This is a genomic window from Streptomyces sp. NBC_00631, from assembly GCF_045206895.1.
Taxonomy (GTDB): Bacteria; Actinomycetota; Actinomycetes; order Streptomycetales; family Streptomycetaceae; genus Streptomyces.
In genome coordinates, this window is sequence record NZ_CP107734.1 from 3405626 (window position 1) to 3424938 (window position 19313).

15 protein-coding genes and 1 other RNA gene are annotated in these 19313 nt (G+C 68.7%); 12 read left to right on the plus strand and 4 right to left on the minus strand.

The window, feature by feature from the left end; genetic code table 11:
• Positions 1 to 3: 3 nt before the first annotated feature.
• On the plus strand, positions 4 to 1158 hold the full coding sequence (locus tag OHB00_RS15695; protein ID WP_406435334.1) for an acyl-CoA dehydrogenase family protein: 1155 nt from the start codon (positions 4 to 6) through the stop codon (positions 1156 to 1158).
• A 225-nt stretch (positions 1159 to 1383) separates the two neighbouring features.
• On the opposite strand, the gene OHB00_RS15700 is transcribed toward OHB00_RS15695, so the two are convergent.
• The 3 genes from OHB00_RS15700 to OHB00_RS15710 are packed head-to-tail and all read right to left on the minus strand — an operon-like array spanning position 1384 to position 5682.
• Complete coding sequence (locus OHB00_RS15700; protein WP_406435336.1) at positions 1384 to 2505, minus strand: aromatic ring-hydroxylating dioxygenase subunit alpha; 1122 nt, start codon at positions 2503 to 2505, stop codon at positions 1384 to 1386.
• A gap of 44 nt (positions 2506 to 2549) precedes the next feature.
• Positions 2550 to 4190, minus strand: coding sequence for an amidohydrolase (locus OHB00_RS15705; protein WP_406435338.1), 1641 nt, complete (start codon positions 4188 to 4190; stop codon positions 2550 to 2552).
• Positions 4191 to 4218: 28 nt separating this feature from the next.
• The gene (locus OHB00_RS15710) at positions 4219 to 5682 is read right to left on the minus strand and encodes an APC family permease (protein WP_406435340.1); all 1464 of its coding nucleotides are present in this window, start codon (positions 5680 to 5682) and stop codon (positions 4219 to 4221) included.
• A 332-nt stretch (positions 5683 to 6014) separates the two neighbouring features.
• Here OHB00_RS15710 and OHB00_RS15715 point away from each other — a divergent pair, with 332 nt between their 5' ends.
• The 11 genes from OHB00_RS15715 to speB all read left to right on the plus strand — a co-directional run bounded on the left by OHB00_RS15715 (position 6015) and on the right by speB (position 18227).
• On the plus strand, positions 6015 to 6674 hold the full coding sequence (locus tag OHB00_RS15715; RefSeq protein ID WP_406435342.1) for a TetR/AcrR family transcriptional regulator: 660 nt from the start codon (positions 6015 to 6017) through the stop codon (positions 6672 to 6674).
• 212 nt (positions 6675 to 6886) lie between these two features.
• Positions 6887 to 7813 (plus strand): Lrp/AsnC family transcriptional regulator, encoded by a 927-nt coding sequence (locus OHB00_RS15720; protein ID WP_358289163.1) that lies wholly within the window; start codon positions 6887 to 6889, stop codon positions 7811 to 7813.
• Between the two features lie 180 nt (positions 7814 to 7993).
• The gene (locus OHB00_RS15725) at positions 7994 to 8773 is read left to right on the plus strand and encodes a coniferyl-alcohol dehydrogenase (RefSeq protein WP_406435344.1); all 780 of its coding nucleotides are present in this window, start codon (positions 7994 to 7996) and stop codon (positions 8771 to 8773) included.
• A 131-nt stretch (positions 8774 to 8904) separates the two neighbouring features.
• Positions 8905 to 9861 (plus strand): PDR/VanB family oxidoreductase, encoded by a 957-nt coding sequence (locus OHB00_RS15730; protein WP_406435346.1) that lies wholly within the window; start codon positions 8905 to 8907, stop codon positions 9859 to 9861.
• A 50-nt stretch (positions 9862 to 9911) separates the two neighbouring features.
• A complete protein-coding gene (locus OHB00_RS15735; protein ID WP_406435348.1) occupies positions 9912 to 11132 on the plus strand; it encodes a cytochrome P450 in 1221 nt (406 codons plus the stop codon).
• Complete coding sequence (locus OHB00_RS15740) at positions 11129 to 11953, plus strand: HpcH/HpaI aldolase/citrate lyase family protein (RefSeq protein ID WP_406435350.1); 825 nt, start codon at positions 11129 to 11131, stop codon at positions 11951 to 11953. The genes OHB00_RS15735 and OHB00_RS15740 overlap by 4 nt, the downstream gene beginning before the upstream one ends.
• Positions 11950 to 12969, plus strand: a complete 1020-nt coding sequence (locus OHB00_RS15745; protein ID WP_406435352.1) for a hypothetical protein — start codon at positions 11950 to 11952, stop codon at positions 12967 to 12969. The genes OHB00_RS15740 and OHB00_RS15745 overlap by 4 nt, the downstream gene beginning before the upstream one ends.
• Entirely contained in the window at positions 12962 to 14149 is a 1188-nt protein-coding gene (locus OHB00_RS15750; RefSeq protein WP_406435354.1) for a CaiB/BaiF CoA transferase family protein, read from the plus strand. Before OHB00_RS15745 ends, OHB00_RS15750 begins: the two co-directional genes overlap by 8 nt.
• Positions 14146 to 15585 (plus strand): NAD-dependent succinate-semialdehyde dehydrogenase, encoded by a 1440-nt coding sequence (locus OHB00_RS15755; protein ID WP_406435356.1) that lies wholly within the window; start codon positions 14146 to 14148, stop codon positions 15583 to 15585. The genes OHB00_RS15750 and OHB00_RS15755 overlap by 4 nt, the downstream gene beginning before the upstream one ends.
• A gap of 40 nt (positions 15586 to 15625) precedes the next feature.
• Entirely contained in the window at positions 15626 to 17122 is a 1497-nt protein-coding gene (locus OHB00_RS15760; protein ID WP_406435358.1) for an aldehyde dehydrogenase family protein, read from the plus strand.
• Positions 17123 to 17213: 91 nt separating this feature from the next.
• Positions 17214 to 18227, plus strand: coding sequence for an agmatinase (gene speB, locus OHB00_RS15765; RefSeq protein WP_406435360.1), 1014 nt, complete (start codon positions 17214 to 17216; stop codon positions 18225 to 18227).
• Between the two features lie 675 nt (positions 18228 to 18902).
• Here the strand turns inward: speB and rnpB are convergent.
• Positions 18903 to 19308, minus strand: an RNA gene (rnpB, locus tag OHB00_RS15770) — RNase P RNA component class A.
• Between the last annotated feature and the right edge of the window lie 5 nt (positions 19309 to 19313).

Sequence of the window (19313 nt, forward strand, 5' to 3'; positions counted from 1 at the left end):
CTGATGCGACGGGGCCTGTACACAGACGATCACGAGCAGTACCGGGAGACCGTCCGCGAGTTCCTCGCGCGTGAGGTCGTCCCCCACCACCAGCGGTGGGAGGCCGACCGGTGGATCGACCGCAAGGTGTTCGCCGCGGCTGCCCGGCAGGGTGTCTACGGCCTGCAGATCGGCGAGGAACACGGCGGCGCCGGCGAGCGGGACTACCGCTATCGCATGGTCGTCTGCGAGGAGATCGCCCGCGTCCACGCGCTCTCCTTCGGACTCACCATCTCCCTCCAGGACGACCTGGTGCTGCACTATCTGCTGGACCTGACCACGGACGAACAGAAGCGGCGCTGGCTGCCGGGCTTCGCCTCCGGCGAGATCATCGGCGCGCTGGCGATGACCGAACCCGGGACCGGCAGCGACCTGCGGGGCATCCGCACCTCGGCCCGCCGCGACGGCGACGACTGGGTCCTGAACGGACAGAAGACCTTCATCACCAGTGGCATCATGGCCGATCTGGTGATCGTCGCCGCGCGTACGGATCCCGAAGGCGGCTCGCGGGGCTTCACTCTCCTGGTGGTCGAGCGGGACATGCCCGGCTTCACCCGCGGCCGCAAACTGGACAAGATCGGACTGCCCGGCCAGGACACGGCCGAACTGTTCTTCGAGGACGTGCGGGTACCGGCCGCCAACGTCCTCGGCCCGGTGGGATCCGGCCTCCAGGAGCTCATGAGCCACCTTCCCCGGGAGCGTCTCGGCGTGACGGCCACGGCCATCGCGACCAGCCGAGCGGTCTTCGATCTGACCCGTGCCTACTGCTTCGAGCGCCGGGCTTTCGGCCACCCCATCGGCGACCTCCAGCACATCCGCTTCGAACTCGCCGAGATGGCCACCGAGATCGACGTCGCCGAGGCCTACGTCGACCGCTCGGTACACGCCTACAACGCCGGTGACCTGACCGCCGTGGACGCGGCGAAAGGCAAGTGGTACGTAAGCGAACTACAGAAGCGGGTCATCGACCGCTGCCTGCAACTGCACGGCGGCTACGGCTACATGACGGAGTATCCGGTCGCCCGCGCATTCGTCGACACAAGAGTCCAGACGATCTACGGCGGCACCACCGAGATCATGAAGGAGCTCATCGGACGCGATCTGGCACCCAACGGGTGACGCGGAGACGCCGGGGAGCAACAGGCATCCTCTGCGGCGGTGAACGGCTGGCCCAGCGGAGAAGGCTCTCCGCCTTGTCGATGGTGAGGTAGTAGCTGCGGTAGATGTGCTCGGCCTCTACCGCAGCGTGCTCAGGGCTCGTGATCGGGCGGAAGTCCGGCCAGGACCGCGGGCTCGCAGGAGGCGTCCGTCGCCGGTGGCGGGCGAGGCGCGAGAGCCTGTCGGTCAGTCGCTGCTGGAGGTGTCGCCCATGAGTTTCCAGTAGACGTCCAGGAAGCGGAGGTTCTCGACCTCGTAGATGTCGTTGAAGGGGCCTGGGACGTAGGCGGGGTTGGTGACGCCCTTCTGTACCGAGGTGCAGAGTTGGTTGTCCTGTTCGCGTGCCAGCTTGTGCAGTTCGAAGAGAGTGCCGGGGTCGTAGTCCGTGCCGGCTTCGGCCTTCTCGGGCACGAGGAAGGTCTGGGTGATGCGAGTGCGGTTGGGAGCCAGCGGCGTGTAGGTCATCACGGCGACGCAGTCCGGGCTGGCGACCATCTCGAAGGTCGACGTGTGCCACTGGAAGAAGCCGCGTGCCTCGTCCAGGGGGGTGGTGCACTCGAAGAGCACCTTGCTCTCCAGGTGGCCCGAGAGCGTCACCGACAGCGAGTCGCCGAGGAGCGGGTTGACGAAGTAGACGTAGTCGTCGCCTCCGTCGGCGCCGCCGGCGTCGCCGTCCTGATCGAAGACGCGAACGAGTTCGGGGTGGTTGATCGCGCAGTGGTAGCACTCGAGGGCGTTCTCCCAGCAGATCTTCCAGTTGGTCTCCACCTCGTAGGTGGCGACTTCGGCGACCTTGGCCCGGTCGAGGTCGGCGTAGGGCCAGACGACCTCGGCTAGGCTTTCGCGGACCGGGGTGGGGGGCTGGTCGCCGAGGTGTACGAAGACGCACCCGTTCCAGATCTCGGTGTGGGCGCGCTTCAGACCGAACTGGGTTTTGTCGAAGTCCTCGCCCATCTTGGGAGCGCCTCGGAGGCTGCCGTCGTGGTTGTAGGCCCACCCGTGGTAGTGGCAGGTCAGGGCGCGTTTGCAGGTTCCGGTCTCGTCGGAGACGAGTTGTGCCCCGCGGTGACGGCACACGTTGTGCAGTGCGTTGATCGCGCCGTCGCCGGCACGGACCAGGAGGAGGTCGACGTCGCCGACGGCGAAGCGCTTGTAGGAACCGGTCGTTGGGAACTCCGAGACGTGCCCGGCGTACTGCCACGTCGAGTAGAAGATCCTTTCCAGTTCCTTCTGGAAGTGCTCCTGCGACAGGTACGCCTCGCGGGGCAGTGCCTGGGCGGTCTCGGGGGGACGAATGGCGGGGGCCATATGGGTTTACCTCGATGTGTTGGAGTGGCGTGTTGATCTGCGGGTCAGTCGGCGGCGTGCACGAGGGCGCCCTCGACGTAGGTGCGCAGGACTCGCGTGTGAGCGATGTGCTCGGGTGGTCCGTCGAAGGGGTTGCGGTCGAGGAGCACCAGGTCGGCGCGATTGCCGACGGTGATGGAGCCGGTGTCGTCCAAGTGGTTGGCGTAGGCACTGCCGGAGGTGTAGGCGCGGATCGCGGTGGCCAGGTCGAGGCGCTGCTCGGGCAGGAACACCTCACGCTTGCCGTGTAGTTCGGGGAGGACGCGGTTGACCGCGACGTGGATGCCCAGGAGGGGGTCGGCCGAGGTGACACCCCAGTCGCTGCCGGCGGCGAGGGTGACGCCGGCGCGCCAAAGATCCCCGAAGGGGAACTGCCAGGCGGCGCGTTGCTCGCCCAGGACCGGAATGCACAGGTCGTCCATCTGATCGTCGTGGGCGGCCCAGAGGGGCTGGATGTTGGCGGCTACGTCCAGTGCTCGGAAGCGGGAGACGTCTTCGGGCCGTACGACCTGGAGGTGGGCGATCTGGTGGCGCAGCCCGGTGTCGCCGTTGGTCTGCCGAGCGTGTTCCAGGGCGTCAAGGATCTCTGTGAGCGCCCGGTCTCCGATGGCGTGGAAGTGCAGCTGGAACCCGTGGGCGTCGAGTTGCGCGACGGCACGTTTGAGGCGTTCGGGCTCCACCATGGAGTGGCCGCGGTTGTCCGTGGGACAGCCGCACTTGTCCAGGTACGGATCGGTGAGCGCAGCCGTCCCGTTCTCGGGGATGCCGTCCTGGACGATCTTGACCGTGCCCGCCGTGAACCGGCCGGCTCGGCCGCGTTCCCTGCGCTCGATCAGCGAGCCGACCTGCTCGAGGCCCCGATCCGGGTCCCACCCGAGGGCGCCGCGCACCCGGGCGGTCAGCAGGCCGGAGCGTGCCCCGTCGAGGTATACGTCGAGTGGGTCGGGCTGACCGCCGTACGAACCGACAAAGGCGTCCTGCCAGGCAGTGATGCCCAGAGCATGGAGGTGGCGCTGCGCGGTAGCGAGAGCGGTCCGCAGGTCGTCCATGGTCGGCTCCGGGAGAAACCGTGCCACCAGCTCCATGGCCTGTTCGTGGAGGACCCCGGAGGGACGGCCGTTCGCGTCGCGTTCGATCCGGCCGCCTACGGGATCGTCGGTGCGCTCGTCGATGCCGGCCAGTTCCAAGGCGCGGCTGTTGACCCAGGCGCTGTGGACGTCACGTACGGAGAGGTAGACCGGCCTGTCGCTGACCACGCTGTCCAGCAGCTCCCTGGTGGGCATGGCGGTGCCAAAAGCCGTGAAGGTCCAGCCTCCACCCCTGATCCAGGACCGTTCGGGGTGGCTCGCCGCGTAATTCGCGACGACCGCTAGATAGTCGTCGGCGCTCCGCGCAGAGCCCAGGTCGCAGTCAAGGAGCTGGAGGCCGGCGAAGACGGGGTGGACGTGGGCGTCCTGGAAGCCGGGAAGCAGGAGCTTGCCCTGGAGGTCGACGACTTCGGTCCGCGATCCGATGAGGTCCCGTACATCACTTTCCTGACCGACGGCGGCGATGCGGCCCGCGCGGACCGCCACCGCGGTACACCAGGGACGGGCGGCGTCCACGGTGTGGACGGGGCCACCGAGGAAGACGGTTTGAGCGTGCATGAGGTGTGGCTCTTTTCGGTTCTCGGGGTCAGGCGTCGGTGTCGGCGGCCGCGACGGCACCGTGGCCGCGTCGAAGGCGGCTTACGAGCGCCACGAGGAGCAGGGCGGCGAACGGCAGGGTGACGGCGAAGGCGTTGACGGCTCCCGTGCTGGCGGTCATGAGCGCGACATTGTCGATGAGCAGGTACGTCACGGTCCCGAGCAGGAGTGCGGAGACGGAGGACACCGCGACGATCCAGCGGTCGCGCGAGGACTGCTGCCTGCGCCAGAAGAAGACGACGACGGCTACCGCGGTCAGGGTCATCAGCACGATGATGCCGAGGACACCGGGCGTGCTCATCCAGACCGTCATGTTCGTGTAGGGGTCGAGGCCCGCTGCGGTGAACAGGAAGACTGCGCCGACGGTGATGATGGCCTGCAGGTTGCCGTTGTTCGGGGAGCGGTACACGGGATGCACGCGCGACATCCTCTTGGGCAGCATGCCCTCGCTGGACATGCTGTGCCCGTAGCGGCTGATGGCGTTGAAGTAGGCCAGGCCGGAGGCGATGCTGCTGGTGACCATCAGGATCTGCGTCACGTCGCCTGCCCAGGTGCCGACGTAGCGTTCGGCGACCAGGTAGATCATGTCCGTCGGGTGGTCACCGGCCGCCGTCGCGATGGCCGAGTCGCCGAAAGCCTGGACGATGGCCCAGCTGACGAAGCAGTAGAAGACGGCCAGAAAGATCAGGGAGACGTATGCGGCGCGGGGGAGGGTGCGCTCGGGGTTCCTGGTCTCCGGTCGGTAGATCGCGGTGTACTCGATACCGAGGAAGGCGCCGAACCAGACGACGGACGACGCCGCCATGCCGGAGGTGAACACGTTCGACGGGGCGAACGAACCGGCGTGGATGCCCTCGCTGCTGCCTCCCTTGACCAGCACGCACACGGCGATGACGGCGAGGATGCCGATCTCGGCGAACAGCAGGACTCCCAGGACCTTCGTGCCGATGTCGATGCCCCGCCGCCCCAGGTACCAGACGATCACCTGGAGGACGACAGCGATGATCGCCCAGTGGACGTGGAGGCCGAAGAAGTTGTCGATCAGTGACTGGGCGACCGTGGCCAGAATGCCCATCGCGCCCACCTGGATCGCCAGGTAGGAGATCAGCGCCACCGCGGCGGCCCCGCGGCCCAGGTCCTTGCCCAGCCCGCGCTCGACGTAGGCGTAGAACGTACCCGGGCGGTGCATGTACCGGCTCATCGCCATGAAACCGGCGACGAAGGTGGCGAGCACCAGGCCGGCGAGCACGAACCCGGCCGGGGCACCGAGCCCGCCGACCATGTAGCCCAGGGGGCCGTAGCCGGCCAGGAGATTCAGCGGAGCGGCGGCTGAGATGACGAGGAAGGCCACCGCGGTCACCCCGAGCACACCCGGTTTGAGGGTGTGGGCGTGACTGTCCGTGTTTCCACGCTCGGAGTTCGTTTCGATGGTGCCGTCGGCAGTCGGTGGCATCGGGGGTTCCCTTCGGGCAGGTAAGGGCGGACAAACCGGAAGGCAGAGCAAGTGACGGGGTATGGGGGTCCACCCGGTGTCCGGCTGTGCCTGCTGATGGCGGCGGGACGGCCGCGCGAGGGCAATGGAGTGACGGCATGGGGGCCGCGGAGACGACGGAGCGTGACGACAACCCCGCTTTAACATGACGGTGTCATAAAAACCCGGGGCTGGGTCGGCGTCAAGAGGGTGAATGCAAAAATGGCGACCACCGACCTCTGGCACGGCTCTGACCAGCACCGGAGCAGGGCATTCACAACAGTCGCCGAGTCAGGCGTAACACGGGAGGAAGCGTGCCCAAGATCGTCGACCACGGCGAGCGCAAGAAGGATCTCGCCCGCGCCCTGTGGGCGGTGGTGGAACGCGAGGGCATCGAGGGGGCCACGATCCGTTCCGTGGCCGCTGAGGCAGGGTGGACGCGGGGTGTGATCGCCCACTACTTCCGTGACCGTGACGACTTGCTCCTCTTCGCCTACAGGCTGGCTCTCCAGCGCGAGCAGGAGCTGGGCCCGACGTCGGAGACACCCCCGCTCGAACGCCTCGTCGGCGTTCTTCTCCGCGCGCTCCCCGTGGATGCCCAGTCGCGACTGGACTTCAAGATCTGGCTCGGGTTCATGGGGCGAGTGGCGGACCATCCGGCGCTCGCCGAGGCGGTGCTGGAGGAGCACCAGGACTACCACGGCCGGATACGGGGGCTGGTCGAGTCCTGCATCGAGGAAGGAATCCTTGCCCCGCCCTGGGAGGCGGCCCGCGCGGCCTCGACCCTGGCCACATTCGTCGACGGCCTCGGCGTCATGGCCGCCCTGGACCCGGCCACCTACTCCTCCGCCCGGCTGGAGCAGGAGGTGCGGGACTTCCTCCAGAGCTGGAGTCCGCACGGAACGGCCACGCGGGACGCGTCCCTGCCCTCGCCTTCCGACTCGGATGCACCGAGTCACGAGGTCCGCGACTGACCCCTGCCGACCGCAGGCAAACCGCCGCACCCCAGGGCGCATGTCCAAAACGCTGGCGCACCGAACCAGATAGCAAAATTCCCTGGTTTCGAAGTGTAGTGTGCGGACCCCCCTCGGGGGTCCTACACGCGGAGGTATTGCTCATGCCACGGCAGCACGATGACCGGAGCGCCGATCCGGAGACCCCCAAATCCGGGGCGGCCCTTGACCCCGTGGACGAGAAGTTGATCAGACTTCTCACGGCGAACGGGAGGGCCGCGTATGCAGAACTGGGCGCCGGTGTCGACCTGTCGGGGGACGCGGTCCGTGAGCGGCTCAAGCGCCTGATCGCAGAAGACGTCATCCAGGTGGTGGGGAGCATCCCCGCCCCCCTGCTCGGGCTGGAGAGCTTCGCACTGCTCGGCATCACGGTGAGCGGCCCGGCCCTGCCCATCGCTCGCGCGCTGAACGCGCTTCCGGCAGCCGATCTCGTCGTACAGACGGCCGGGGTGTTCGACATCGTCGCCGAGCTGGTGGCCCGGGATGACCGCGACCTGCTGCGGATCCTCGACGAGTCGGTCCGTACGCTGCCCGGTGTCGCCCAGTGCCTGACCATGCAGTACCTCTCCGTGGAGAAGTACGAGCCCGCCGGGTCGCAGCACGCTCTCCTCGGCGGCGCGCGGCAACACCCCCCGGTCCCCCGTCGTTCCGCCGATGAACTCGACGAGGCCGACAGGGCGCTGATCCGGATACTGCAGCGGGACGGGCGCGCCAGCTACCGCCAACTCGCCGAGGAGTCGGGCGTCCCGTACGCCCAAGCGCGCCGGCGGGTGCTGCGCCTCCTCGACAACGGCCTCGTGCAGATCGTCACCATCACCAACCAACTCCGCTACGGCCATCGGGTGCAGGCCGGCGTGGGAGTACGCGTGCAGGGCCCCCTGCCCGAGGTCGTGGAGCGACTGCGTCAGGTGCCGGAGATCGATGTCGTGGCCGCCACGATCGGCCCTTACGACCTCCTGCTGGAGGTGAGCTGCGCCGACAGGGCCGATCTGTACCGCTTGACCGGGAGCGTCCTGCGCGGCATCCCGGGGGTGCTGACCACGGAGACCTTCAACTACATCGACATCCACAAACTTCCGTACACCTGGTCCGCCCTGTAAAACCCCGCGAGAAAAAAGCTTCCCCGGCGAGGTAGATCTGCAAAATTAGCGCCTCAAGTTGCACGCGTTCGTTAGATTCCCTTGCCGAACCAGTCTCCTCATGTCATCGTGAGGGTGTCCGGCGCTGCCGTGCCCCTACGGCGCAGCAGTGAGTTGCCGCGGGTTCGTAAGGGGAAGTCCATGACCAGGTCACGCACCGTCGTGGTCACCGGAGGGGCGTCGGGCATCGGTGAAGCCGTCGTCCGTCGTTTCACGGCGCGGGGGGACGAGGTCATCGTTCTCGACCGCAGGAAGCCCGGCTCTCCGGTTCACTTCGTCGAGACCGATCTGAACGACTGCTCGTCGATCGACACGGCCGTGGACGCGCTGGACCGGCCTGCCGATGTCCTGTGCAACGTGGCCGGGGTCTCCGGAGCCTCCCCGGTCCCGCTGATCCTCGGCGTCAACTTCTTCGGGCTGCGCCACCTGACCGACCGGCTGGTGCCGCGCATGAACGAGGGCGGCGCCGTCGTCAGCGTGGCGTCCACCGCCGGCTGGTACTGGCGCGATCACCTCGCCGAGGTGACCCGGCTGATCGAAGCGCCCGACTTCCGAAGCGGCGTCGACACAGGCGCCGCTCTGCTTCGCGACGGCAAGGACGCCTATGCGCGCAGCAAGGAGGCCCTCATCGTGTGGACCTCCCTCGCCGCCCAGCGCTACCGCGGTCACGTGCGCCTCAACACCGTGAGTCCGGGTGCGGTCGAGACTCCCCTCCTGCCCTCGTTCTACGCGTCGATGGGACACGCGGAGCTGGACCCTCTGACGGAACTCGCCGGTGGACGCAATGGGCGTCCTGAGGAGATCGCCGCTGTCGTCGAGTTCCTGGCCAGTGCGCAGGCCACGTGGGTCAACGGCACCGATGTCGTGGCTGACTCAGGAGCCGAGATGGCGTTCGCGCTTCGTCAGAACTCCGCCGCCTGACCGGTGGAGTGTCCGGGCGTTCGCCGGCGGACGATCAGAAAGAAAGTGAGACACGGGTCATGAGCACCAGCATTGCCGGAGACCGACCGGTGAGTTCGCAAGAGCAGACGTCGAGTCCCGGGGACCGGCGAGTGAGGATCGCCGGCCGGCGTGAAGCGGCCGAGGGCGTGATGGAGCTGACCCTCGTACCGGCCGAAACGGCCGACGGGCCGTTCGAGGCGTGGGAGCCCGGCGCGCACATCGACCTCGTCCTGCCGTCGGGAACGGTCAGGCAGTACTCCCTGTGCGGGCCCGGGGAACGCTCCGACGAGTACGTAGTGGCCGTGCTCCGGGAGCCGGATGGGCGAGGCGGCTCCGCCGAAGTACACGACCGGCTCACCGAGGGCTCACTGCTGTCCATACGCGGACCTCGCAACCACTTCCGCCTGGCCGAGGCCGACCGGTATCTCTTCCTGGCCGGCGGCATCGGTGTCACTCCGATCCTGGCGATGGTGCGGCGAGCCGCCGCCGCGGGGACTCCCTGGACGCTCATCTACGGCGGGCGGACCCGGTCGTCCATGGCCTACACGGCCGAACTCTCCGAACTGGCCGCCTCCTCCGGGGGCGAGGTGGCGCTGGTGCCGCAGGACGAGCTGGGGCATCCGGACTTCGCCGCCGCCTTCGCCGACCTGCCCGAGGGAACCGCGGTCTACGCGTGCGGTCCCGAGCCGATGCTCCAGGCCGCCGAGACCCTCAGCGAAACGTTGCTGCCCGTCGGCACGCTCCACCTGGAACGTTTCGGCGCCAAGCCCGTACCCGACGGCGAGCGAACCGACACCGACACCTCGTTCGAGGTCGAACTCGCCCGCTCCGCACGGACCCTGACCGTGCCGGCGGACAAGCGGCTGATCGACGTGGTCCGAGAGGTCGTGCCGCAGGTCCCCTTCTCCTGCGAAGAGGGCTACTGCGGCTCCTGCGAGACGACCGTCCTCGACGGCACGCCCGACCACCGCGACCAGGTCCTCACCCCGGAGGAGCGCGACAGCAACGAGACGATGATGATCTGCGTCGGCCGCTGCCTGTCCCGCAAGCTCGTCCTCGACCTCTGAGCCGTTCGGCACCCCTCCCTTCCCACAGCCAGCAGAACAGGCCGAACCTCATGCATGACATCGACACACCCACCAACCCGGCCCTGCCGGAGTTCTGGACACAGCCGGATCCGCAGGCGGCGTTCGCCGCGATGCGCCGGGAAGGCGCCGTGCACTGGCACGACGAACCGCCCTCCTCCTGGTTCCCCGAGGGCGGCCGGGGGTTCTGGTCGGTGGTCCGCTACCAGGAACTGGTCGAGGTCAGCCGCGACCAGGACACCTTCACCTCCGCTCACGGCACCGAGATCGTCGACATGACGCCGGAGATGGTCCACATCTTCGGCGGGATGCTCAACATGAGCGGCGCCGCGCACGCCCACCACCGGGCCATCGTCAACCGGGTCCTCACCCCCCGTACCGTCGAGGCCCTCAGCGACACGATCCGCGCACACGCCCGCCGGTGCATCGACCGCGTCGTCGACAAGGGCTCGTGCGACTTCATGCAGGACATCGTCGGTGACTTCCCGGCGCAGATCATCTGCGAGCTGCTCGGCGTCCCCGCCGACGACCGGCCCCGGCTCGTCGCGCTCACCGGCACCGCGCTGTCCGCGTACGGCACCGCCGAGGCGTACGACGCCATGCTGGAGATCATCGCCTACGCCGAGGAACTGGTCGCGCGGGCACGGGAACAGGTCGACGACTCGGCCTCGTTCCTGCGACGCCTGCTGGCCGCCGAGGTCGACGGGCAGCGGATGAGCGACCACGAGATCGCGGTGTTCTTCGCCCTGTTGGTGACCGCCGGCATCGAAACGACGGCGACCAGCATCGGGCAGGGCATGTACGCCCTGTCGCTCCACCCCGAGCAGCGGCGCAGCTGGCAGGAGGACTTCCATCGGCTCGCGCCGCGCGCGGTGGAGGAGATCGTCCGCTGGGTGACCCCGGTGATGTACTTCCGGCGCACCGCGACCCGAGACACGCAGATCGCCGGGCAGCCGATCGCCAAGGGCGACAAGGTGGTGCTGTGGTACACCTCCGCGAACCGCGACGAGCGCGCGTTCGAACGGGCCGGTGAGCTCGACTTCGAACGGCCAGAGGAGCAGCATGTGGCTTTCGGCGGCGGCGGCCCCCACTTCTGCCTGGGGGCGGTACTGGCCCGCAAGGAGATGACGATCTTCTTCGAGGAACTGTTCGTCCGTCTGCCGGACATCGAGGTCAGCGGCGAACCGGTGCGCCTGCACTCCAACTTCGTCAACGGCCTGGCCTCCCTCCCGGTGAGGTTCAGCCCGGCATGAGCGTGCTCCTTCCCCGGACCGTGTTGGCGGTGCCCGCCTCCTCCGAGCGGTTCCTGCACAAGGCCCGGACTTCCACCGCCTCGGCGCTGATGGTCGACCTCGAGGACGGCGTCGCCGCCACCGGCAAGGAGGAAGCCCGCTCGCTGGTGCGGATGTCGGCACATCGGCTCGCCTCGACACAACGGCTGCTCTGGCTGCGGGTCAACGCCGTCGGCTCACCACATCTGGCCGCCGACCTTGCCCTCGCGAACGCGCAGGGAGAACACCTCGATGCCCTCGTGCTGCCCAAAGCCACCCCCGACACTGTGCGCGAGATCGCGGCCCGCACGGACCTGCCGCTCGTGGCGCTTGTCGAAAGCCCCGACGGAGTCGAGGACGCCCGCGCCATCGCTGCCCACCCGGCCGTACGGGCCGTGATGTTCGGCGAGCTGGACTACCGTGCGGAACTCGCCGCGGCGGGCGGACTCCGCGCCCAGGACACCTCCTGGGCCCAGGCGCGCATCGTGAACGCGGCGGCCTGCGCCGCCATCCCGGCGATTGCCGGCCCCACCGCCGCTGTCGAGGACGAGCCCCGGCTCCGGGCCGACTGCCAACGACAGAGCGACCTCGGCTTCACCGGCAAGCTCTGTATCCACCCAGCTCAACTCGAGCTCGTACAACGGGCGTTCGCTCCCTCGGCCGACATGGTCGCCTGGGCACGCCGCGTGACGACCGCCGCGGCCGACGCACCCGCCGACGGCGCGATCGCCGTGGACGGATCCATGGTCGACAAACCCGTCGTCGACCGCGCCCGTCGCATCCTCGCGGAAGGCCGGCAATGAGCGAACAGAACACAGCCCACCCCTGGGACGGCCCCTACGGCGACGACTTCGTCATCGGTGAACCCCTGCCCAACGCGCCGGCCATCACCATCGACGAGGGCACCGCCGCCCTGTACCAGGCCCTCAGCGGTGACCCGGCCCGGCTCTCCCTCAGCACACCGCTGTCGCACGCGGTCACCGGCGCGGACGCGCGAGTGGTGAACTCGGCGCTCGCCCTGCAGGTCGCCATCGGTCAGTCGACCGTCGCAACGAAGATCGTCATCGCCAACCTCTTCTACCGCGACGTCACCTTGCACCGACAGGTGCACATCGGAGCGACGGTGACCTCGACCGTCACTCCCGTCGCCCGTGCCTTCACACGCGACAACGGCAAGGGCAGACGGGCCAAGGTCCTGCTCTCCATCGAGACGCGTGACGAGCACGGCGCCCTGGTCGCCTCTCTGGAGCGTCTGGCCCTGCTGCCCCTGCGCGACCAGGGCCGCCTGGAAGAGGCCGGAGACATCGGCAGTGCCGACTCCACCCGCCCCCTCGCCGATTTCCTGCCCGCCGTACCCGGGCACTGGGATCTCGCCCGACTGTCGCGAGCTCCGCTGCCCGCCGAGGGCTTCCAGGCGGCCGATCCGCTGCGCGACTCGATCAGCGGCGCCCTGGACCTCGTACGCCTGACCCAGAACCAAGCCGCCGCCCATCGCGACCCCGCCCGCGGGCAGCGGGGCCGGCGGCTGGTCTACGGCGGTCACACCGTCGCTCTCGCCCAGGCGTCACTGTCCCGGCTGGTACCGGGGCTGGCAGCGGTCGTCGGCTGGCGCTCGTGCGACCACCTCGCCCCCTGTTTCGAAGACGACCTGCTGTCGTTCGACCTGACCTTCGAAGACATCCTGCCGGTCACTGACGGTGCGCTCGTCGGCTTCCGGCTCCGGGGACGGACCCTGGGGCCCGAGGCCGAGCCGGTGGACGTCCTCGACTTCCGCCCTGTGGCGCTGGTCGCCGGCACTTCTGGAGGGACCCATGTCTGACGGACTCCACTTGCTCGACGGCATCCGTGTGGTGTCGCTGGAGCAGTTCATCGCCGCCCCGTACTGCACGCAGATGCTGGCCGACGCCGGCGCTGAGGTGATCAAGGTAGAACGGCCCGGGACCGGGGACCCCCGTCGCTGGTACGACCCCAAGGTCGGACCCGACGACGACTACATCAGCGGCGGCTTCGCCTCGTACAACCGCGGCAAGAAGTCCGTCGAGCTGGACCTGAGCGCCGAGGACGACCGGGAGATCTTCGACCAACTCCTCGGAACGGCCGACGTCCTGGTCAGCAACCTGCGCCCGGGCTCCCTCGCCCGGCAGGGGCTGGCACCCGATGTGCTGCGCGAGCGCCACCCCCGCCTGGTGATCTGCGAGATCTCCGGCTTCGGCACGACTGGCGGGCCGTACGCGCAGTGGCCGGCCTTCGACTCGGTCATCCAGGGCATGAGCGGCCTGTCCAGCCTCATCGGTGAGCAGGACGGCCCGCCTGGTCTGGCCCCGATGGGCACGATGGACCTGATGTCCGGCATCTACGGCACCATCGGCATCCTCACCGCCCTTGTCGGCAGGGCCGCCACCGGTCAGGGCTCCCACGTCGACGCCGCCATGTACGACATCGGCGCGGCCTTCCTGGAACGCCCCCTGACGCTGCACGAGTACACCGGTGAGGTGCCCACGCGCGGCATCGACCGCTTCAGCCCGGTCGGTGCCTTCCGGGCCGGCGACGGAGCGTGGGTGTCCATCGTCATCCCCACCGACGAGATGTGGCGGCGCTGCTGCGCCGCGCTGGGGAATCCGGAGCTGGAGACGGACCCCGAGCTCGATACCACCCTCAAGCGCGCGGAACACATGGCGGACCGCATCGTCCCGTTGCTGGAGGAGTGGGCCAAGGACATGGACCACCACGAGGCGGCGGCGGCGCTGCGTGCCGCGGGTCAGCCGGCCGGAGTCGTGCAGACCGTCGCCGACGTCCGCGCCTGTGCACAGCTCGCCCACCGCGGCCTGTTCGCCCCCATCGACGACGAGCGCGCCCGGCGCCCGGACGGATCGCTTCTCAGCCTGCCACGCCTCCCCCTGCTCTTCGACGGCCAGGGAGCGCGACCGGGGCCGGTGCCCCGACTCGGCTCCGACAACGACGAGTTCCGCCCGAACCATCCCGCAGAGGTGTCCTCGTGATCCCTACCACTCCCACCGACCTCTTCATAGACGGGACCTGGCGGAAGGCCGCGAACGCCGGCACCTTCCAGGTGGAGGACCCCGCCACCCAACAGGTCATCGCCGAAGTCGCCGACGCGGACGTCGAGGACGCCAAGGCCGCCGCCGCAGCAGCCGCCGCCGCGCTCCCGGCCTGGAGCCGGCGTCCTCCCCGCGAGCGCGCTGAGATCCTGCGCCGTGCCTACGAGTTGGTGATCGGCGCGAAGGAGCAGCTCGCGGCGCTCATCACCGCCGAGAACGGCAAGGCCCGCGCGGATGCCGAGGCAGAAGTCGTCTACGCGGCGGAGTTCTTCCGCTGGTATAGCGAGGAGGCGGTCCGGATCGACGGTCACCTCAGCCTGTCGCCGGCCGGTGACAAGCGCATCATCGAGATCTCGCAGCCGGTCGGTGTGGCCCTGCTGCTCACTCCGTGGAACCTGCCGGCCGCCATGATCACGCGAAAGGTCGCACCCGCCCTCGCCGCGGGCTGCTCGGTCGTCGTCAAACCGTCCTGGCAGACACCGCTGACCGCGCTGTTCCTGGCCAGGCTGCTCGCCGAAGCAGGCGTTCCCGCCGGAGTGGTCAATGTCGTACCGACCTCCCGTGACGTCACAGTGACCGCCGAGCTGGTCGCCGACGGCCCGGTGCGAGCCCTGTCCTTCACCGGATCCACCCGGGTCGGCAGCGCCCTGCTCGCGCAGGCCGCCGAGCGCGTGCTGAAGACGTCCATGGAACTGGGCGGCAACGCCCCGTTCCTCGTCTTCGAGGACGCGGACATCGACGCGGCGGTCGCCGGAGCACTGGTCGCCAAGATGCGTCACAATGCCGAGGCGTGCACCGCGGCCAACCGGTTCTACGTGCACAGATCCGTGCACGACGAGTTCGTCTCCCGCCTCGCCGACGGCCTCTCCGCCCTGGAGGTCGCGCCCGGCACCGTTCCTTCCGTGCAAGTGGGCCCGATGGCATCCGCATCCACGCGCGACACGCTGGCCGAGGCAGTGCAGTCCGCCGTGGACTCGGGAGGCAGAGTCGTCCTGGGCGGCAGCGCTCCTGACGGCACGGGCTACTACTTCCCACCCACCCTGATCGACGACGTCCCGCCGAACGCCCCCGTGCTCGGCCACGAACTGTTCGGGCCAGTCGCCCCCATCGTCTCCTTCGACACCGAGGACGAGGCGATCAGCATGGCCAACAGCACAGAGATGGGTCTGGGCTCATACGTCTACACGCAGGATCTGCGTCGCGGACTCGGGGTGGCGGAGCGGCTGGAGTCGGGCATGGTCGGCCTGAACACCGGGGTCTTCTCCGACCCCGCGGCTCCGTTCGGCGGAATCAAGCAGAGCGGCATCGGCCGCGAAGGCGGTCGCCACGGCATTCACGAGTTCCTGGAAACCAAGTACATCGCCACCCAGTGGTGACGGCCATGACTCCGTCATCGACACCGGAGAGTGAACAGCCATGACCACCCGTCTCGCGCCTGTCGTGCGCGACAACCTCCTGGCCTCCACCCGCGCCTGGCTGGAGAAGCCGCCGCTGGAGCCGTTCATCGGCGGTTCCTTCCGCGCCGCCCGCTCCGACGACCGCATCGCGGTGATCGACCCGGGCACCGGACTGACTCTCACCGAGTACACCGCCGCATCCGCCCAGGACGTGAACGACGCCGTGGCAGCCGCCCGGACCGCGTTCGACGACGGCCGCTGGAGTGAACTCGACCCCGAGCAGCGGGAGTCCGAGCTGCGCCTCCTGGCCGACCTGCTGGAAGGGACCACGGAGACCGTCGCCCAGCTCGAAGCGCTGGACACGGGCAAGACCCTGGCCGAGGCCCGACTCGACGTCGACGAGGCCGTCGCCGTGCTGCGCTACTACGCGGGTTGGGCCACGAAGGCAGAGGGTGCTGTCTATCCCGCACCCCGCAGTTTCCTGGCGACCGGAACCCGCGAGCCGCTCGGGGTGTGCGCAGCGATCACGCCCTGGAACTATCCGCTGCCCATCCTGATGTACAAGCTCGCGCCCGCACTCGCCTTCGGCAATACGTTCGTCGCCAAGCCGTCGGAACAAACGGTGCTGTCGACCGCGTACTTCGCCCAGTTGTGCGCACAGACCGGCATCCCGGACGGTGTGGTCAATGTCGTACCCGGTGCCGGCGCGACCGGTGCGGCCCTCACCGCGGCCGAAGGTGTCGACAAGATCGCCTTCACCGGCTCGACCCGCACCGGCCAGTCGGTCATGCGCGCCGCCGCCACCACGATGACCAGGGTGAGCCTGGAACTCGGCGGCAAGAGCCCACAAATCGTCTTCGCGGACGCCGACATGGACGCAGCCATCGAGGGCGTGATGGCCGGCATCTGGACCAACGCCGGCCAGGTATGTGTCGCTGGCAGCCGCCTGCTGGTCGACCGCCGCGTCCACGACGAATTCGTCACCGAACTCCTACGGCGGACGGCGGACGCGACCTCACTCGGCCACGGTCTGGCACCCGGCACGACGCTGGGCCCGCTCATCTCGGCCAAGCAGCGTGACCATGTCGTCACGCTGGTGGAGAAGGCCGCCGCGGAGGGCTCCAACGTGCAAACTGCGTGCTCGCTGCCGGCGGAGGACGGCTTCTTCGTCGCACCGACCCTGGTCACCGGTGTCCGCCCAGGCCAGACCGTCGAGCGGGAGGAGGTGTTCGGGCCCGTCCTGAGCGTGCTGCCCTTCAACGACGAGGCAGAGGCGATCCGCCTCGCCAACGGCACCGCCTACGGCCTGGCCTCCTCCGTGTGGAGCAAGGACGTCTCCCGGGTGCACCGCGTCGCCCGCGGCCTGCGCGCCGGCACGGTCTGGGCCAATACCTACGGCATCTTCCACCCGACACTGCCCTTCGGCGGCGTGAAGGCGTCCGGATTCGGCCGTGAGCTCGGCTCGGCCGCCGTTGACCACTACACCGAACTCAAGACCACAGTGATCGGTCTGTAGCCACCCCGCAGTCGGCCGCCTGTCGTCACCAGCGCCTCTGGCCCCCGCGCACGCCCGCACCCTGCATCCCCACGACACAAAGGACAGCGCAGTGAGCCTCCCCCTGCCCTCGCAGCCACGGGTCCACCTCGACCAAGTGGTCGGCCAGGTCGACTTCACCCAGGTCCCCCGCTTCGCCGGACCCACCACCTTCGCCTCCCTGCCCCGCCCCCACGAGACCGGAGACCTGGACGTCGCGGTCGTCGGCGTGCCCTTCGACGCAGGTGTGAGCTACCGCCCCGGCGCCCGCTTCGGCCCGCAGCACATCCGCATCAGCTCCCGTCTGCTACGGCCGTACAACCCGGAGGCCGACGCCTGGCCCTTCCTCGGCCAGCAGGTGGTCGACCTCGGCGACATCGCCGCCCACCCGTACGACATCCCGGCCGCCATCGCAGCCATCGAGGACGGCACCCGCGCCGTTCTCGAACGCGCCGGGAAACTGCTCGTCCTCGGCGGCGACCACACCATCGCCCTGCCCGTCCTGCGAGCCCTGCACGCTCAGCACGGGCCGATCTCCGTCCTGCACTTCGACGCGCACCTCGACACCTGGGACACCTACTTCAACTCGCCCTACCTGCACGGCACCCCCTTCCGCAGAGCCGCCGAGGAAGGACTGCTCGACCCCGAGGGCTGCATGCACGTCGGCATCCGCGGCGGCCTGTACGGCCCGGGTGACATGAAGCAGGACCGCGCCCTCGGATTCGTGCCCATCCGCTGCGAGGAGATCGAGGACATAGGCGTGCGGGGCACCATCGAGCGGATGCGCGCCCGCCTCCAGGACCGCCCGGTCTACATCTCGGTCGACATCGACGTCCTGGATCCCGCGTTCGCACCGGGCACCGGTACGCCGGAGTCCGGCGGTCTCACTTCCCGCGAACTGCTCATGATGCTGCGCGCGACGAGTGGGCTGAACATCGTGGGCGCGGACATTGTCGAAGTGGCCCCGGCCTATGACCACGCCGAGATCACCGGCGTGGCCGCCGCCCATGTCGGTTACGAACTCCTCTCCGCCTGGGCGCCGAAGCCGACACCGGGGCGAGCGCCCGACACGACGCGCGGAGCCTGACTGTGACCGGCTCGGCAACCGGGCGAGGGCTCGGGCGGGTTGTAGAGGTTCAACACGTAGGGCTTGACAGGGAACGGACCTGGTCAGCACATGCCACTTGGGCCAGAACCGGACCTAGGTGACGATATCGAACACCTGCCGGACGGGGCCGTTGATGGTCGAATCCAACGGTTGGAGGAGGTCATGTTGCTCCCCTGTCCCCGCGCACCTGTAGCTGGCGAGCTTCGACAACTGCTTCCTCGCCAAGATCCGCCACCTCTCCCTCACCAGCGTCGACATCGGCGTTCACGAGGTGGGCCGACGCGTCACCCGCGCCCCGCTCGACTGGACTCCCGCCGAGAACGGCAGTAGTACCCGGCAGGAGCAAGCAGCGAAACGCTCTCACCAGTGATCACTTCTAACGGGCTCCACTGCCGGACGCGCCATAGGTGATCGAGGTTCAGCCGGAGCGGGTCGGCAAGGAGACACCTCGCACATGTACTTCCAATGCATCCGTGCCGAGATGTCTGCTACAGAGCGGCCGCGGACCGCATTTGACACCCGGAATGCCCGGATATACGGCATGGGCAGCAGACAGAAACGACGATACCTGTAGTACGGATTCGACCCGGATTCGACCCCGATGGTTTGTTTAGCTGGTAAACATTGCCTCTGACCTGCGAAAATGAGGAGCGGCAGACGAGTCAGGCTGTACGCCGGGTTCTGTTCCGAGGGTTCCTCGCGGAGCCCTCGGCGACGGCCATCCATCTAGGGCCGGCGTTGCCGCCGGCCTCGTGCGGTCTACCCGCGGACTCGGGCGGGCAGCCCTCGAACGTCCGCGCAGAAACACCGGGGTGTTTCCTCTTGACCTTGCTCCGGGTGGGGTTTACCTAGCTGCCCAGGTCACCCTGGGCACTGGTGGTCTCTTACACCACCGTTTCACCCTTACCGAGGACCGAGGTCCCCGGCGGTTTGCTTTCTGTGGCACTGTCCCGCGAGTCGCCTCGGGTGGCCGTTAGCCACCACCCTGCCCTGTGGAGCCCGGACGTTCCTCGGGAAGCCCCCCGTCAAGGGGACTCCACGCGGCCGTCCGCCCGGCTCGTCTGC

What these genes read in the sequence shown, in the direction of transcription:
- OHB00_RS15695 (WP_406435334.1), top strand. Translation starts at nt 4, where the DNA reads ATGCGACGGGGCCTGTACACAGACGATCACGAGCAGTACCGGGAGACC.
- OHB00_RS15700 (WP_406435336.1), bottom strand. Translation starts at nt 2,505, where the DNA reads ATGGCCCCCGCCATTCGTCCCCCCGAGACCGCCCAGGCACTGCCCCGC.
- OHB00_RS15705 (WP_406435338.1), bottom strand. Translation starts at nt 4,190, where the DNA reads ATGCACGCTCAAACCGTCTTCCTCGGTGGCCCCGTCCACACCGTGGAC.
- OHB00_RS15710 (WP_406435340.1), bottom strand. Translation starts at nt 5,682, where the DNA reads ATGCCACCGACTGCCGACGGCACCATCGAAACGAACTCCGAGCGTGGA.
- OHB00_RS15725 (WP_406435344.1), top strand. Translation starts at nt 7,994, where the DNA reads ATGACCAGGTCACGCACCGTCGTGGTCACCGGAGGGGCGTCGGGCATC.
- OHB00_RS15735 (WP_406435348.1), top strand. Translation starts at nt 9,912, where the DNA reads ATGCATGACATCGACACACCCACCAACCCGGCCCTGCCGGAGTTCTGG.
- OHB00_RS15740 (WP_406435350.1), top strand. Translation starts at nt 11,129, where the DNA reads ATGAGCGTGCTCCTTCCCCGGACCGTGTTGGCGGTGCCCGCCTCCTCC.
- OHB00_RS15745 (WP_406435352.1), top strand. Translation starts at nt 11,950, where the DNA reads ATGAGCGAACAGAACACAGCCCACCCCTGGGACGGCCCCTACGGCGAC.
- OHB00_RS15750 (WP_406435354.1), top strand. Translation starts at nt 12,962, where the DNA reads ATGTCTGACGGACTCCACTTGCTCGACGGCATCCGTGTGGTGTCGCTG.
- OHB00_RS15760 (WP_406435358.1), top strand. Translation starts at nt 15,626, where the DNA reads ATGACCACCCGTCTCGCGCCTGTCGTGCGCGACAACCTCCTGGCCTCC.